Raw genomic sequence first — 16,617 nt, 5'->3', positions numbered from 1 at the left:
GCACAAAGATTGTGCCTTATTGGTGTTATTATCTATTTTCTAGTTCTGTTAGTCTTCGGTTTAAATCCTGAAGTTCACGTTCGATGCCTTCCAATTGTTTTTCCAATGGATGGAGATTGCCTTTTACATATTCTAATTTTTCCAAGTCATGCTGCAGTCGTACATAATCCGCCTTTAAATCTTCAATCTTATATTGAATCTCCTTTTTGGTCATGGTTTATCACCTTCTTACTCCCATAATGTTAAAATCATATCATACATATAAAAGTAATAAAAAAACTGGAGGGATCTCGTTGAAACAACCGCACCACATTGCCCATAAAAAAATGAGTCAATTAATCCAATCTTATTATGGTTTGCAAGTGGACTCAATATCCTTTATTCCACTTGGTGATAAATCCTATAGTTATAAAATTCGCTGTGAAAACGAAGATTCCTTTTATTTAAAACTATTGGATAAAAAAATTCAGCAAGACGCGGTTAAACAAGCGCAGTACTACCTACCATTATTAACGGAATTACATGAAAAGAATTTATTCCCAGCTGCCATTTATCCAATTTTAACGAAGGATAAACGGAATAAAATAGAAATAGATGATATTGTTTTAATATTATTCCCGTGGATTGATGGTCCTACGCTTGCTAATTCGTATCCTTTGCAAGAAAATCATATATGTCATATTGCTAAACTATCAGCAAAGCTGCATATGACAACAGAAAAAACCGGAAAAGATATTGAACTTCCCAATGAAACGTTTGATATACAATTTTTGGACGAGCTGCATACTTACGTTTCGACCCTTCCGCAAAGATCCGCATCAGAAGAACTTGTTAACATTATAACCTCAAAGGAAAAAGAGATTATTTCACTTATTAAACAAATAAAAGAATTAGCCAGCTCCTTTAAAAACATTCACATTCCATTTGTCATATGCCACGGCGATTTATGGGGCGGGAATCTCATCGAATCCTCATCTGGCCTTATTATCATTGATTGGGAATCTGTTATTTTAGCCCCGATGGAACGGGAACTGGCGGGTTATATTACCCAAATGCCCATTACTTTTATTAAAGCATATGAAGATGAAATCGGTTCAAATATTGAGCCAAACATTGATTTACTACGTTTTTTTTCCTTCAGGGCCCAGCTTCACAATTTGTATTGCTGGTTGAGAAATTTACTCGTATATCAATTGAATGAAGAGCAACGCTTGAATGATATCGATATGATTAAAAATCATTGTTTAAACCGTTGGGATGGCCTTGAAGAAGGACTGCAAAAACTTGAACAGAAGGTGGGAAAATCATGAAAGCTATTTTAGTGGAAGAAAAAACGCAACAGCTTTTTATTGGAGAAACAGACATGCCGCATATGGGTAAAAGTGATCTCCTTATCAAAGTAAGAGCGACCGCACTAAATAGGGCTGATTTACTTCAAAAGCGTGGACTTTACCCGCCTCCCCAAGGTGCTTCTACTATCCTCGGCCTTGAAATGAGCGGAGTCGTTGAAGAAGTTGGAGAGAATGTTTCAGGGTGGAAAAAAGGCGATCGTGTATGCGCTCTTCTTCCGGGTGGCGGATACGCAGAATATGTGGTAATTCCAGCTGAAATGGCAATAAGAATTCCACAAAACTTATCATTTGAAGAAGCAGCAGCTATTCCGGAAGTATTTTTAACTGCCTTTTTAAATATGTTTTGGTTGGGGAAACTTAAGAAGGAAGAAACGATCCTAATCCATGCAGGTGCTAGCGGGGTCGGAACAGCTGCCATTCAACTAGCACGTGAAATTGGAGCAAATATTATTGTAACAGCTGGGACAGAGGAGAAACGATCATTATGTCTTTCTTTAGGAGCGGCAGAGGCCATTGATTATAAAGAAGGACCTTTTCATGAAAAAGTAATGGATGCTACATTTGGAAAAGGTGTCAACCTGATTTTCGATTTTATCGGTGCTCCATACTGGGAACAAAACATTGATTCTCTCGCAACTGATGGCAAACTCATCTTAATTGGAACAATGGGAGGCGCGAAGCTTAACGATGTCAATCTAGGAAAACTTCTTTTCAAAAGACTTCAAATCATCGGCACCGCCCTGCGTTCACAGTCTATCAAGAATAAAATAGCCTTGACGAAGGATTTTACTGATTTCGCTTTATCTAAGTTTGAAAATGGTCGTTTAAAGCCCATTATTGATTCTATCTGGGAGTGGGAAAAAGTAAATGAGACCCATTCCCATATGGAGCAAAATAAAAATTCGGGGAAAGTTATACTACAAATTCCGTAAAAAAGGGATGGAGCAATGGACAGAATATTGACCGTCATTAAACGTTTTTTTATCGATCGATTTCATGATCAGTCGGCGCAGATGGCCTATTATTTTATGCTGTCCATTTTCCCCTTTCTCATTTTTGCCTTTTCGCTCGTCAGTTTCCTGCCGGTTCGCGTTGAAGATATCCTGAGCGCAATTGAGCCTTTTGCCCCTAAAGGCAGTTTTCATTTAATAAAATCAAATATTTTGAGCATATTTGGCCAACAACAGACGAAAATTGCCTCTTTCAGTTTGCTTGCTGCATTTTGGATTGCATCTATGGCGGTTCAATCGCTAGTACGTGCTATGAATGATGCTTATAAAATCGTCCGGGAAGAAGGATTTTTTCTCGCATTCGGAAAGGACTTAATATTAACGTTAAGCTTAATGGTAACGTTGACCATTTCTTTACTTGTGCCGATTGGTGAAGAAATTGGCCGCTTTTTTCTGGCTACACATATTGAATTACCTCCTTCTTTTCACAAATGGTGGTTTTTGTCAAAATGGGTTATCGGTTCAATCTACTTATTCTTCTTTTTTCTATTTCTTTATAAAGTGGTGCCAAGTAAAAAAGTGAGTATCCAAAACATCATTCCTGGGGCCATCTTCGCAACGATTGGCTGGCAAACTGTTTCTGTAGGCTTTTCCTATTACGTATCATTCGCAGCAAGTTATACAAGGCTTTACGGACAATTAGGAAATATTATTGTCTTAATGATTTGGTTCTACTTTACGGCTGCGGTTCTTCTAATTGGTGGATTATTAAACGCAACTTGGATAGCAAAAAAGGCCGAGGAAGTCCCCGACCCTTCAACTTAAACTTGTAAGTTCTGTTTTGGCTGCTTATAAACCTCTTGGTCCAATTCTCCAGTTATTTTTCCCGTCAATACCCCTGCTGTCATACTTCCACTTACATTCAATGCTGTTCGCCCCATGTCAATTAAAGGCTCCACGGAAATTAATAATCCGACAATTGCAATTGGCAAGTTAAGCGCGGACAAAACGAGCAAGGCGGCAAATGTCGCTCCCCCGCCAACTCCGGCTACACCAAAAGAGCTAATCGCAACAATCAAAATTAACGTGAAGATAAAAGTAGGATCCAGTGGATTTATTCCAGCATTAGGTGCAACCATGATGGCTAGCATAGCCGGGTATATCCCCGCACATCCATTTTGCCCAATCGAAAGGCCGAATGAACCTGCAAAATTTGCGATTCCTTCAGATACTCCAAATTCTTGGTGCTGGGTTTTAATATTGAGCGGCAAAGTTCCCGCACTAGAACGTGATGTAAAAGCAAATGCAAGTGCTGGCATCGCCTTCTTAACATACGTAACTGGATTTTGCTTGGCAAGACTCAATAAAAGTAAATGAATCGCAAACATTATGATTAACGCGACATAGGAAGCGATGACGAATTTACCAAGCTTCACAATCGCCGAGTAATCACTTGTTGCTGTTACTTTCGCCATTAAAGCAAGTACGCCATATGGAGTCAATCTTAAAACAAGAGTTACAACCCTCATGACTACGGTGTAGATGGTCTCAATGATTTTCGCAAAGAAATCGGCATGCTCCGGTTCCTTTTTCCGCACTCCCAAGTATGCAATTCCGATAATTGCTGCAAAAATGACGACTGCAATTGTAGAAGTCGGACGGGCCCCTGTTAGCTCCATAAACGGGTTTTGTGGAAATAAAGTGACGATTTGTTGAGGGATTGTCATATCCTTTACTCCCCCGACTGTTTCTTGAAGTTCTGTATTTCGTGTTACCTCTGCTTCGCCTTCCTCAAGCTGAATCCCTTCCAAGTTAAAGCCTAATGCAGTTGCAATTCCAATCGAAGCTGCAATAGCCGTTGTACCTAATAAGATTCCTATGACAAGAGCGCTTATTTTTCCAAGATTACTCGTTAACTTCAATTTTGTAAAGGCAGAGACGATTGATATAAAAACCAATGGCATAACAATCATTTTTAATAGAGAAATATATCCACTGCCGACGATATTAAACCATTCCAAAGACCCCTTAGTAATATTAGAATCCGTCCCATACACTAAATGGATGGCCAGACCTAAAACAATCCCAATCCCCAATGCCGTAAATACCCGTTTGGAAAAGGAAATATGCTTTTTCTGCATTCGAAATAATAGAAATATAAGCAAGAGAAATATGGCAATATTTATGATAATTAACAGTGTGTCCATCATGCTCCCCCTTAGTTTTAGATTCCATGGCCGATTAGTTAAGAAAAATAACTTACTTCAATGATATTCCCTTAATATGGTTATCATAACCTGTACTAGCTAAAACTATGTTATAGGTTTAGCATCGAATGGCAATGGGAAACTTATAAAAAAAGCGAAAGGATGTCAACTATGCGTTTTTCAAAAATATTACGCTTTGCGATCAAGGCTGCTCCAGTCGTATATCCGCTTGCTAAAGAACTTTTACAGAAAAGAAAAAAGCAAAAAAACAACGTCAATATTCCAACAAAAAAAGAGACCACTTAGTATAGATTCACCCCTCCTATACCATGGTCTCATTTTTTATATTCTTATACCTTGAACTGCCTAATCAATTTATCCAAATCAACAGCGATTGCAGAAAGAGATTCTGAGTTTGCAGCAATTTCCTGCATCGAGCTTGTTGTCTGTTCGGCGGATGCTGCTGTTTCTTCAATTCCAGCTGATGCCTCTTCAGAAATCGAAGCAATATTTGAAATGGAAGCATTCATCACATCTGTACTATTTGCAATATTGTCCAAGTCTTGTGAAATAATTTGGATTTGATCTACTACTTGCTTGATTGATTCAGTAATCGTTTCGAATGTGCTGCCAGTTGACCTAATCTGTTCTGTTCCAAGTTCAACTTGTACGAAGCTTTCATTCAATGAATGGACAACCTCACCTGTTTCTTTTTGAATAGTAGAAACAATTCCCGTAATATTGGAAACTGAGCTTGCCACCTGTTCAGCGAGCTTTTTCACTTCCCCTGCAACAACCGCAAACCCTTTTCCATGTTCACCAGCGCGTGCAGCTTCAATAGCGGCATTTAAAGCTAGTAAATTTGTTTGTTCAGCAATATCGGAAATTACTTTGACTAGTTGTGAAATTTCCTTGGAATGACCTTCAAGGCTTTGGACTTTCCCAACCGCATCTTTCACGTTTTCATCAATTAACTTCATTTTAGAAATGGACTCTGTCATCGCTTCATTGCCTTTTTCAGTCAACTCTAAAACTTGGCTGGAAACATGGCTCGCCCTTTGTCCGCTTTCATTGGCATTATGTATATTTGCTGTGAGCGATCCCATCGATTCAACTAAATCGGATGAAGACTGGGCTTGTGTTTCAGCAGCAATGGAAAGCTCCTCCATCGTCGTTGCCACTTGTTGACTGCCAGAATTTACTTCCATAGCAGATTGGCTAAGCTCCTCGCTTCGTCTCGTAACAGTTTGCGACACATTCCCAATTTCTTGGGCCATGGATCGAATTTGACGATTCATATCATTTACAGAACCAATCAACACACCAACTTCATCTTTTGATCTAGTTAATAGATCATCATGAGTAAGATCACCTTCAGCTATTAAACGCATACGATTAGCAACTCTAACGATTGGCCTAGATATTGAATTAGCCGTCATAATCGCGATGATAAAACCTAGGATAAGAGCGATAACACCTATAACCGCACTGCTTAATGAGTTTCTTTCACCAGCGCTTATTACTTTTTCGGCATTAGTTGTTATGTTCTTTTCTTGTTTATTTGATAGTTCTTGGAAGGAATCTCTTAAAATTATGCCTAGTGGCTCGATTGTGTTTCTAAAATTATCGCGCGCAATATCACGGTCAGCTAGAAATTCTTTAAACACCATATCATCGGTTGCAATTTCCCAATTATTAAGCCTTTCAATAAGCTCCTTTGTTTCTTTAGTTGAAGATTTGGCTAATAGTTGTTTTTCTAACTCCTTACTTTCAGCTGTGGAATCTTCGAATGCATGCATATATCCTGTTTGTCCGAATAAAAGATAAAGACTTAAATGTGAAGTCCGTTCCGCTATGTTCACACTTAATTTTTCGGCTAATACGAGTACAGGTAGTTGTTCTTCGATTACCTGGGTCGTTTGCTTATTTGTTTGGGTCGTAAAAAAATAATTGGAACCGCTTATAATTAATACTAAAGCGTTAACGATTAAAAAGCCTCTTAATATTTTCCCCTTTAAACTTTTCATTTCCCCACCATCTTCCTTCTATATCTTCTGTCCTATATACATTCTATTATCGGCTATATTCGTAAAAATTTTAATACTATTTTCCTAATTCGCCAAATTTTGCTCTTTCACTATCATTTTACAATTGAAAACTTACCTTTCTCGGCATCAAGAAAAACAGAATGACCTAAAGGTAAAGATAAAGTAGGTTTACCATGACCAGCACTTACGTTAAAAATAGTCGGTTTTCCTGTTGGTGCAATTATTTTTTCAAAAAGATCCTCTACTTGAAATCCATTTGCATATCGTTCCGATGAACATTCAGTCCATGTACCTAGAACAATTCCTACAGCATCTGAAAATTTCCCCGCCAAGGAAAGTTGGGTTAGCATTCTATCAATTCGGTACGGTTCTTCACCTATATCTTCTAAAAATAATATCTTACCCTTTGTATCTATTTCATAAGGTGTTCCAAGCGTACTCACCAATACAGATAGATTCCCACCTATTAGAACTCCCTTCGCCACCCCTGGTACAAGGCAATTTATAGGCTCATTTTCAGGATTCTCTATAGGACCTACGTATGGATATTCTGTCAAAACACAATACAATGATTTAAGTGTGAACTCATCACCGTCAACCAAATCGGATGCCGGCATAGGTCCATGAATCGTTGGCAAATAGCAAATTTGTTGGAAGGCTATGTGAAGTGCGGTAATATCACTGTAGCCGATAAATAGCTTCGGATTCCGTTTAATCGTTTCATAGTCTAGCAGTGGAAGTAAATGCAAGGAACCATAACCACCGCGAAGACAAAAAATGGCGGAAATTTCATGATTGGCAAACATTGAATTTAATTCAGCTGCTCGTTGTATAGGGGTTCCAGCTAAATATCCTCCATATTGTTCATAGCATGTCTCACCCACCTCTACGTTAAAACCCATTTCATTTATTACAGAAATTGCTTGTTGCAGCCGCCCTTTGTTCACTGGGCCAGCTGGGGCGGTAAGCCCGATCGTATCGCCCATTTTGATAGGTTGAATTTGTTGTACTGTCAATGGAATGCACTCCTTTGGATGAAAATAAAAAAGAAGCCAACTTAATCATTTGTATGATGGCTTCTTCCAAATTATTCAAACAACGCAGCCTTTACTCCTTCAGGCTGGAACCAAATATCTTTAAAATCAACCCATCCCCTTGAATTCATATGAACCCCTTGTACAGATGGATGAAAAGCAGTTCCAAGTTTTTTATGGACGAGGAAGAGGACTGCATAATGTTCCTTTAAGATACTTTCTATTTCCAACAATCTGCTTTCTCTCATACTTGGATTCGTTTCTTGTAAAACTTCGTCTATTTTCTCATCTACTTTTCCGGCTAATTCATCGCTTAAATGGATGCGTAAAAAACTATTGGAAAACTGGTAATCATGTATTTGTGAAATCTCTTTATCTCCTAAAAGGACCTCAAATAATATACAATCTGCCTGCTTAATCAACTCGATTTGAGCCATTTCCTCCCAATTGACAATGTTTACTTCTAAGTTAATTTCATATTTTAAACATTCTTCCTGTAACCAATAGGCGTCAGGTCCATGCCGTTCATAACAGTACAATTGAATCGGCTCACCAGAATAGCCTGACTGCTGGAGCAGCAATCTCACTTCTGATGAATTGTGTTCTCGGTCTATAACAGAAGGAAGACCCCTTAATTGAAATCCATTTGACGGGTACAAACGAGGTTCCCCTAATGCAGAAACCATTTTGGCTCTATCAATTAAGCAGTGTAAAGCCTTGCGAAAATAAAAGCTGTTTTGCGGGCCTTTTTTCGATAAATTCATACTCAAAACGCTGCTTCCCGCATAAATTTCTTCGTGTATCTCCCATGAGCTATCATCGTAATGAGCAGCTTCTTCATGATTAACTATAAGTCGTTCAAAATTTTGCCTTTCCAGATTCAGTATTTTTTCATCATTAGGCACCCTAGAAATTTCTATGCGATCAAGCTGTGGTCTTCCTAAAAAGTGAGATGGGAAAGCTTCAAGAATGCAGGCTTTCGTTGTGTTTTTTATCATTTTAAATGGACCCGTGCCATCTGGACAACTTGGAAATTCGTCATTTGGCATATCGGCCGGAAGAATAGACATTGGAATATACGCTAAATATTTTAAAAACAGAGAATTGGGACTATTTAAATTAAACTGTATCGTATATTTATCATGGATTAACATTTCTTTTATTTGTTTTACGAGCCACTTATGAGGTGAATTTCGCAAACGGTTAATCGTATGAACTACATCTTCGGCCCCAAGTTCCTTTCCATGATGAAATAGAACACCTTTCCGTAAATAAAACACCCATTTCGTTTGATCTTTATTGGACTCCCAATAGTGTGCAAGTATCCCTTTAGTTTGGTGGGATGATTGATCATAATCAATTAGAGTATTATATATTTGACTGGCCATATGGGCATCTAATTCATAATATATACGTGCGGGATCTAAGGTTGTAATCGGACGGAAAATTGGAAAGCGGAGAATCTCAATTCGATCATCTTCACCGTCCTCAACATTGTAGCCAAAGTAGTCGGACAACCATGACATAATCCGTTCTTTCACTTGAGTACCTTCACCATATAATTGAATTTGTTCAAGTGCTTCCTTTAGTTCACCCTGTTTGACAAGTTGTACAGCTTTATCAAATAAAATATCTTCGAGCGCTTTTCTAAAGGTTAATATAGAACGGTTTCCTCGCCCTTTTCCAGGGACAAATTCTACCCAACCTAACTGAACCATTTTTGTAACAATTAGTTTGGCATTACGAGTTGTGCAGAACCACAATTCAGAAAGTGCACCCATTGAAACAGGATATGGTTCATGTTCCTTCGTATTATTAAATGAATTCCATAAAGCAATAAAATCGTCAGCAACCATTTCCTCCCACCCTTTTTTCTAATAAGTTGAAACTTAATCCCATTCCATTTCACCTTTTATATGTTTAATACAATATACCACGGAAAATGAATTGTGGAGTAGGTATTTTCCTACTTTAAGTGGAAAAATCATTTCAAATGAATGGCATTTTTAACCTCCTCCATTCCCTTTACAATAGGAATTAATAACACTTTGGAGGAGATCAGAAATGATGAACTTATATACAGTGGAAAAAAGAATGAAGTATGAAGAAATGGAAAGGCAACGAAAAGCAAATCAAGCATGGATGTTTCCGAGAAAAAAACGCAACAAATATTTTAAAAGTACTTTGCATGAAGTATTGGAACTTGCCTTTCAAAAATCCATCGCATTCAAAAAACGAAGTCGAAAAATGTTTGATTCCTAGTGAGCAATGAACCTAGTGTCTAGTTTGTTACTAAGTACGATTGGATTAGGTCTCTTTATCGCCGGCTTTGTCAATGTAGAAATAACTAGAATTGGATTTGAATAGGAGGCAAAGTAAATGAAAAGGAAAAGGAAAAGCCAATTCAATTTAGCTTACATGTCTGCGGCTGCTTACCCTATCATTATGTTGGGTTTCATTAATAAAAGCTGGGTCGTCATTATTTTAGGTTTCTTATTACTGGCATCCTTTATAATTGGCGGGAAGATTCAAGCTAAAGCAAATAAACCGACCTAATAAAAAAGTCGTGGTTCCCCCTACTCACGGTGAAACCTTATTTATATCAATTTCGCTAATGATATAGTCTCATCTTTCGATAAATTTTCAATAATTATCGAATATTTCCGGGGAAATATGACGAATTAAGATTGATATTGCCGTTTTTACAAAATGCTTCTCATTTGAGAGGCATTTTTTTTCATATATATCAAAAACTAATAGGTGATATCATGTTTCTAGGAGGATGAAAATGAAAGCAGCAGATACATTAGTACACTGTTTGGAAAATGAAGGAGTTGAATACATTTTTGGCATTGTTGGAAAGGAAACTCTAGACTTCATTGATTCTCTTTCCAAATCTAAGCAGATTACATTCATTCCAGTCCGCCACGAACAAGGCGCCGCGTTTATGGCAAGTGCATATGGGAAATTTTCTAGTAAGACAGGAGTTTGCATGTCCACTTTAGGCCCAGGCGCAACGAATTTGATGACAGGGATTGCTAGTTCCTTCCTCGATTATTCTCCAGTTGTTGCAATTACAGGTCAGACTGGACTTAATAAAGAAAATAAGCCCTCCCATCAGTTTATTAACATCGTCAAAATGTTTGACCCAATTACAAAGTTGGCAGTGGAAATATTAGACAACCTTTCCATTCAAGAAATAATTCGGAACGCATTTCGCATATCCCAAATGGAAAAACCCGGTCCCGCCATTCTTGTCGTCCCTGAGAATTTGGCAATGGAACCCGCACCTCCTAAGATCATACCAGTCCTTCCAATGCCATGTAATCAACCCGATCACTTATCAATTACGAAAGCTTATTACATTCTTAATGAAAGTAAGAAACCATTTGTAGTTGTCGGGAGTGGAGTCATACGGCAGGAAGGTGTTAAAGAGTTAATAAAATTCAGCGAAAGATTACAGGCACCTGTCACCCATTCTTTTACAGCGAAAGGCATCCTGCCAAAAGAGAATCCCTTTAATTATTTTGCTTTTGGATTTGAGGAAAATGACCTTGTTTTATCGGGAATTGATGAAGCGGATTTATTAATTGTGATTGGCTTTGATTTTGTAGAACGACTTCCAAAAGAATGGAACCGAAATAAAATACCAGTACTACATATCGATGCACATCCAGCTCATGTGGATGAATTTTATCCCGTAACTTCGGAATTGATAGGGAATATTCCAATGACATTGCAGGAAATGAATTCACTTCCAATCTCTTCAAAAAATTGGACCCCTTCGGGAAATTTAAAAACAAGCATCGAGCAAACATATCAAATTACTTACAACGAAAAAAACTTATCCCAGCTCCCTTTAACAACGGAAAATATTTTGCATGTTATCGAAAAGGTTTCAACGGATCAGACGATTTTGATTTCCGATGTGGGTGCACACAAAATAGCAGTTGCACGTACGTATCAACCAAAACAAGCTGGAGATATACTTATTTCAAACGGCTTTGCCTCAATGGGAATAGCCATCCCCAGTTCAATCGGAGCCAAGTTAGCACGGCCAAATGACAGCATTATTTGCATTATGGGAGACGGAGGAGCATTAATGAATTTTGCAGAAATTGAAACAGCAAGACGACTCGGTCTTTCATTTATCATGATTGTTCTGAACGATTACGTATTGGAACTCGAAAAGCAAATGATGAATAAGAAATTCGGAAATAGCTTCGGTGTTAACTTCGGGAATCCTGATTTTGTGCAATTAGCAACGAGTTTTGGGGTAAAAGGAGTGAGACCGCAAACTCTTAATGAATTTGAAAAATTATTGAAGTCTGCCCTATCTTCTGAAGAGCTTATATTATTCGAGATTCCGCTGAAGCATTGAACATAGATTAAAACCTCTACGAATATTCATTAGGATAATGATTATTTTATGGGGTGAAAAATTTGGAAAGAGAAATGAAGGAACGAAATGTAAATCCAAATGATATCGCTTTGCCTCCTGGCTTTACGATTGAAGTTTTTGCTAAAGAATTAATGACACCCATCAATATTACATTTACTGATGATGGAGAAATGCTAGTTGGTGATGCAGGAATCCTTTCAGGCAGCGGAAAAGTCATGAAGCTGACTGAAAATGGATTTGATGTCATAGCCGAGGGTTTTCATCCGCCACTAACAGGCATCACCTATCATCAAGGGGATATTTTTGTAGCACATCGTGGATTCATAACTGTCGTCAAAAAAGATGGTACTAAAGAAGACATTCTCTCAGGCCTTCCAAGTTTCGGCGACCACCATAATAATCGTGTTATTTTTGGAGAAGATGGAAAAATGTATTTCGGCCAAGGAACAGCGACAAATACAGGAGTCGTTGGCGAGGACAATCATTGGGTGAAAGAGCACCCCTATTTCCATGACGACCCCGGAGCGCCTATTATGTTGACAGGAGAAAACTTCCGGACAAAAAACGTTCTTGCCAAATCAGATAATAGAACCGCTGTAACCGGAGCATATTCCCCTTTTGGCACCCCTTCATATACAGGTGAAATCATTAAAGGGAGTACTAAAGCAAGCGGCAGCATTTTGCGTGCAAATCCGGATGGATCAAATCTCGAGCTTGTCGCATGGGGATTAAGAAATCCATTTAGGCTTAAATTCGATCGTTTTCAGCGACTCTTCTGCGGAAACCATGGAATGGATGTAAGAGGCAGTCGCCCTGTTAACAATTCTCCAGATGAATTTCAATGGATCCAACAAGGAGTTTGGTATGGCTGGCCAGATTTTACTGGCGGCCTCCCTGTAACGAATCCCGAATTTAAGCCTGAAGGTAAGCCACAGCCGTCATTTTTACTTGCACAGCATCCAATGCAGCCGCCACACCCTGTCGCAACTTTTGCACCACATTCTGCCATCATGGGCTTTGACTTTAATGAAGATCCTACTTTTGGACCGACAAACGAAGCGTATATCGCAGAGTTTGGCAGTAATGCCCCCCGCACTACTGGCGGGAAACCTCTTCCAGATGTCGGACATCGTGTATCGAGAATAAATATTGAGACAGGAGAAGTTTTTCCTTTTGCTATTAATAAAACAGGTATTGCAGATTCAAAAACGGGTGCTGGTGGTTTTGAGAGGCCGATTGACATAGTGTTTGGAAGCCGCAATGAAATGTACATTGCCGATTTTGGTCTTAATAACCCTTCAGGTGGTTTTTATCCAAATACAGGTGTCATTTGGAAAGTCACGAAACAAACCTCAGTTTAATTCGTTTTAAACAAATCACACTAATTTCAAGCCAAATCCAAGTATACGATAAGGAAAACAATAATATTCCACCTGCCATATACAGATTAAATGAAGTTGATGCCATCGGTCCGAGTAGTGGAAATTTAAAAATATACAATACTGATAGGATTCCAGTAAATAAAACAGCACATCCACTGATAAGAATACTAAGCCTATTATTAAAGTGTAATAATGCAATTCCAATTCCGAGACCCAGCAAGCCAGTCGTAAATGGAAATACGATGAGTTCGCTGGGTTGTAATATAAATAAGAGTAAGATTGTCGATAAATAAGATAGTATTCCGAGTCGTATTGATAAGATTGAGCAAATGATAATGGGTGCAGTCGCGAGTGGACTGATGAATAATCCAATGATTGGGACAAATCCACCTGCTGCCTGAAATACAGTGGCCAAGCAGCTTAATAAAGAAACCAAAACCAATCGCCACGTAAAAGGGTGTTGACTAGCAGCTGTATGGATAGATTTCGCATCATTCGAGATTATTTTTGAAAAGTACATTTTTCCCTCCCTTAACCTTTTGGGATAACCTTCAATCATTGTATGACCAAAATTTCATTTAGTTGCTAGAACCTCTCACAGAAATTAATTCATGTTATAATAGGAAAAAAAGTAAAGGAAGAGAATATGATACTTGGATTAACAATCATCTTAATACTCGTTTTATTTTTGCCGTTTACTGTTAAAAAGGTTGAACACAATTTAGAGGCTTTCTTATTTCTCATGGGACTAGCTGCAGCTTTCATTAGCCATGTGTTGGATAAAAGCTTGTTTATGAAGGCTTTGGAGGACCCGATACATATTACATTAGCTGTTCTTATAGCAGGATTATTATTCAAATGGCTTCAAACACCAGTTGAAAAAGGTATTTTAGGTATAAGCAAAGCGATTCCTTTTCGATTGTTTGTCGCTTTAACAGTCATTTTCTTAGGACTCATTTCAAGCATCATTACTGCCATTATTGCAGCTATTGTGCTTGTAGTCGTTGTCAGCGTACTCAAACTAGACCGCAAGTCAGAATTACGCCTCGTTGTACTTGCTTGTTTTTCAATCGGTCTAGGGGCGGCGTTGACACCGATTGGTGAACCGTTATCGACGATTGCGATTAGTAAGTTAAATGAAGACTTTTTTTATTTACTTCAATTAATTGGGGTCGATGTTATTCCCGCTGTAGCCTTATTTGGAATCCTTGCTGCCATTCTCGTCAGTCCTAAAGCGACAGAGGATGGGTTATCGGCACAACAAACTACAGAAAGCTACTCAGAAATTATTATTCGGGCCGTAAAAATCTATTTATTTGTTATGGGTTTAACTCTACTTGGATCCGGTTTTGAACCTTTTATCGAAAAATACTTATTAGGCTTAAGCCCGTTATTGTTATATTGGATTAATATGATATCTGCTATTTTGGATAATGCCACACTTGCAGCAGCAGAAATTAGTCCCGCAATGGACGAGCCTACGATTAAAGCGATCTTGCTTGGTCTTTTAATTAGCGGTGGAATGCTAATTCCAGGAAACATCCCTAACATTATTGCAGCAGGAAAGTTGAACATTACAAGCCGTGAATGGGCACGTTTCGGAGTACCTGTAGGCTTAATTGCGATGGTTGCTTATTTTATTGTGATTTTGTTATTTGGATAAAAAATGGCGCACTTCTTTTTCAGAAGTGCGCCATTTATCTTATTGTCTAGCTACAGCGCCTATCGACTAGTGGATTTCTATGTCCCTTCCTACGATAAGGAAGCCAGATTCGCCCAAGGGGCTCCGCTGCGTTTCCTTTATCTCGTCAGCAACTACGAAATCCATACGCTGATGAGCAAGGCGCTTCCGCTTTTCTTATTATTTTGATATATGTGTTGTAAAGTCCGCTAAAAGACGGGCACCAAATCCTGTTGCTGCTTTTGGATAATATCCTGATGCACGATTGCTTGCCATTACTCCCGCCATATCAATATGCAGCCACTTACTAGACTTTGGAACAAATCGACGCAAGAATAAACCAGCCGTAATGGAACCGGCTTCGCCTTTTGAACTGATGTTGCAAAGGTCAGCGTAATCACTATTCAAATAGGCATCATAGGCATCTACAAGCGGCATTGGCCATACGTAGTCGCCATTTTCCCTACCGATTTTTTTCATTTCATCCGCCAACTCTTCGTCACCAAATACACCTGCAATTTTCGATCCGAGCGCGTTTCCTATTGCACCGGTCAAAGTAGCGATATCTACAATATAATCGGCTTTTAACTCACCTGCACGAATTAAACCGTCCGCTAAAATGAGTCTTCCTTCGGCATCTGTATTTCCGACTTGCACTGTTAAGCCATTTTTATAATGAATGACTTCTGAAGGGAGAAATGACTGGCTATCAGGCATATTTTCCACAATTGGAATGAGTGCCGTTACATTCACGTTTGCCTTCATTTCAACAATAAGCTTCATTGCACCGGCAACCGCAGCAGATCCCCCCATATCCATTTTCATATCGCTAATATCAGCGCCTCTTTTTAAACTAATCCCACCTGTATCAAAGGTGACTCCTTTTCCTACGAGCACGACGTGAGGCTTTGTTTTATCACGACAATAAGAAATTTCTACGAAAGCAGGTTCATATTTGCTTCCACGACAAACGGCTAAAACCCCGTTCATTTGACGTTCTTCTAATTGCTTTCCTCGTACAATTTGCACTTTTGCTTCTGTATTCTTAAATTCCTTTTCAAGTACTGCAGGATACGTTTCCGGGTTTAATGCACTTGGTATTTCATTCATCAAATCTCTTGAAAATGATACAGCTTTAGCTCTTGCTTCTCCCTCTTTAATAGAAGACTGTACATCTTCACAATCTATTAATTCTAAACTTGTTTTAAATGATTTTTTATCAGATTTATACGTTAAAAATTGATAAGAACCTAATTCCCATCCTTCAATAAAAGCGCAAACCGCTCTTCCTTTGTCCAGTTTAGAAAAACCATTTTCCAAAACAGCGCCTTCTAAAATGACAGATGGAATTTTTCTACCGCTCAATTCTCTAGCAATAGATCCTGCCATATTTCTAACTTCTTCATAAGCGCAATCTTTCTCTTTAATGATTGCATACACGTTTCCATCTAATAATAATGTTATAAATTTTTCTTGGTGGTTTTGAATAAATTCTTTTAATGGCGGATCATTTTCCACAAGAGAATTATTTGAAAAAGTAATATATGCCTTAGTTGTCATG

General features: G+C 38.4%; 16 protein-coding genes. 9 read left to right on the top strand and 7 right to left on the bottom strand.

All coding sequences use genetic code 11. The annotated features are described in order from the left end of the window. Positions 1–28: 28 nt before the first annotated feature. On the bottom strand, positions 29–214 hold the full coding sequence (locus NQ185_RS06160; RefSeq protein WP_257580720.1) for an SE1832 family protein: 186 nt from the start codon (positions 212–214) through the stop codon (positions 29–31). Positions 215–293: 79 nt separating this feature from the next. On the opposite strand from NQ185_RS06160, the gene NQ185_RS06155 reads away from it, so the two are divergent. The 3 genes from NQ185_RS06155 to NQ185_RS06145 are packed head-to-tail and all read left to right on the top strand — an operon-like array spanning position 294 to position 3,127. Then, the gene (locus NQ185_RS06155; protein WP_257580719.1) at positions 294–1,310 is read left to right on the top strand and encodes a phosphotransferase; all 1,017 of its coding nucleotides are present in this window, start codon (positions 294–296) and stop codon (positions 1,308–1,310) included. Then, on the top strand, positions 1,307–2,284 hold the full coding sequence (locus NQ185_RS06150; RefSeq protein ID WP_257580718.1) for an NAD(P)H-quinone oxidoreductase: 978 nt from the start codon (positions 1,307–1,309) through the stop codon (positions 2,282–2,284). The genes NQ185_RS06155 and NQ185_RS06150 overlap by 4 nt, the downstream gene beginning before the upstream one ends. A 15-nt stretch (positions 2,285–2,299) precedes the next feature. Beyond that, complete coding sequence (locus tag NQ185_RS06145) at positions 2,300–3,127, top strand: YihY/virulence factor BrkB family protein (RefSeq protein ID WP_257580717.1); 828 nt, start codon at positions 2,300–2,302, stop codon at positions 3,125–3,127. On the opposite strand, the gene NQ185_RS06140 is transcribed toward NQ185_RS06145, so the two are convergent. Further along, positions 3,124–4,509, bottom strand: a complete 1,386-nt coding sequence (locus tag NQ185_RS06140) for an L-cystine transporter (protein ID WP_257580716.1) — start codon at positions 4,507–4,509, stop codon at positions 3,124–3,126. The genes NQ185_RS06145 and NQ185_RS06140 overlap by 4 nt on opposite strands. Before the next feature lie 171 nt (positions 4,510–4,680). On the opposite strand from NQ185_RS06140, the gene NQ185_RS06135 reads away from it, so the two are divergent. Continuing rightward, complete coding sequence (locus tag NQ185_RS06135; protein ID WP_257580715.1) at positions 4,681–4,815, top strand: hypothetical protein; 135 nt, start codon at positions 4,681–4,683, stop codon at positions 4,813–4,815. Between the two features lie 44 nt (positions 4,816–4,859). Here NQ185_RS06135 and NQ185_RS06130 read toward each other — a convergent pair whose 3' ends face one another. The 3 genes from NQ185_RS06130 to NQ185_RS06120 all read right to left on the bottom strand — a co-directional run bounded on the left by NQ185_RS06130 (position 4,860) and on the right by NQ185_RS06120 (position 9,447). Further along, positions 4,860–6,536 carry a methyl-accepting chemotaxis protein gene (locus tag NQ185_RS06130; RefSeq protein WP_257580714.1) on the bottom strand — a complete coding sequence of 559 codons (1,677 nt, stop codon included), beginning with the start codon at positions 6,534–6,536 and terminating at the stop codon, positions 4,860–4,862. Positions 6,537–6,649: 113 nt separating this feature from the next. Further along, positions 6,650–7,543, bottom strand: a complete 894-nt coding sequence (locus tag NQ185_RS06125; protein WP_373370787.1) for a S66 peptidase family protein — start codon at positions 7,541–7,543, stop codon at positions 6,650–6,652. A 101-nt stretch (positions 7,544–7,644) separates the two neighbouring features. Then, complete coding sequence (locus NQ185_RS06120; protein WP_257580712.1) at positions 7,645–9,447, bottom strand: ABC transporter substrate-binding protein; 1,803 nt, start codon at positions 9,445–9,447, stop codon at positions 7,645–7,647. A gap of 208 nt (positions 9,448–9,655) precedes the next feature. On the opposite strand from NQ185_RS06120, the gene NQ185_RS06115 reads away from it, so the two are divergent. The 4 genes from NQ185_RS06115 (at position 9,656) to NQ185_RS06100 (ending at position 13,354) form a co-directional block, all read left to right on the top strand. Next, entirely contained in the window at positions 9,656–9,853 is a 198-nt protein-coding gene (locus tag NQ185_RS06115; RefSeq protein WP_257580711.1) for a hypothetical protein, read from the top strand. Positions 9,854–9,970: 117 nt separating this feature from the next. Then, complete coding sequence (locus NQ185_RS06110; protein ID WP_257580710.1) at positions 9,971–10,147, top strand: hypothetical protein; 177 nt, start codon at positions 9,971–9,973, stop codon at positions 10,145–10,147. 232 nt (positions 10,148–10,379) lie between these two features. After that, positions 10,380–11,972, top strand: coding sequence for an acetolactate synthase large subunit (locus NQ185_RS06105; RefSeq protein ID WP_257580709.1), 1,593 nt, complete (start codon positions 10,380–10,382; stop codon positions 11,970–11,972). Positions 11,973–12,034: 62 nt separating this feature from the next. Next, a complete protein-coding gene (locus NQ185_RS06100; RefSeq protein WP_257580708.1) occupies positions 12,035–13,354 on the top strand; it encodes a PQQ-dependent sugar dehydrogenase in 1,320 nt (439 codons plus the stop codon). Here the strand turns inward: NQ185_RS06100 and NQ185_RS06095 are convergent. After that, positions 13,332–13,895 carry a YybS family protein gene (locus tag NQ185_RS06095; RefSeq protein ID WP_257580707.1) on the bottom strand — a complete coding sequence of 188 codons (564 nt, stop codon included), beginning with the start codon at positions 13,893–13,895 and terminating at the stop codon, positions 13,332–13,334. The genes NQ185_RS06100 and NQ185_RS06095 overlap by 23 nt on opposite strands. Positions 13,896–14,021: 126 nt before the next feature. Here NQ185_RS06095 and NQ185_RS06090 point away from each other — a divergent pair, with 126 nt between their 5' ends. Then, entirely contained in the window at positions 14,022–15,038 is a 1,017-nt protein-coding gene (locus NQ185_RS06090) for a DUF1646 family protein (RefSeq protein ID WP_257580706.1), read from the top strand. Positions 15,039–15,236: 198 nt separating this feature from the next. On the opposite strand, the gene NQ185_RS06085 is transcribed toward NQ185_RS06090, so the two are convergent. After that, the gene (locus NQ185_RS06085; RefSeq protein WP_257580705.1) at positions 15,237–16,616 is read right to left on the bottom strand and encodes a leucyl aminopeptidase family protein; all 1,380 of its coding nucleotides are present in this window, start codon (positions 16,614–16,616) and stop codon (positions 15,237–15,239) included. Position 16,617 lies beyond the last annotated feature (1 nt).

The sequence above is a fragment of the Lederbergia panacisoli genome (genome assembly GCF_024626525.1).
GTDB classification, from domain to species: Bacteria; Bacillota; Bacilli; order Bacillales; family Bacillaceae_C; genus Lederbergia; species Lederbergia panacisoli.
This window is presented reverse-complemented; position numbering and strand designations above follow the sequence as displayed.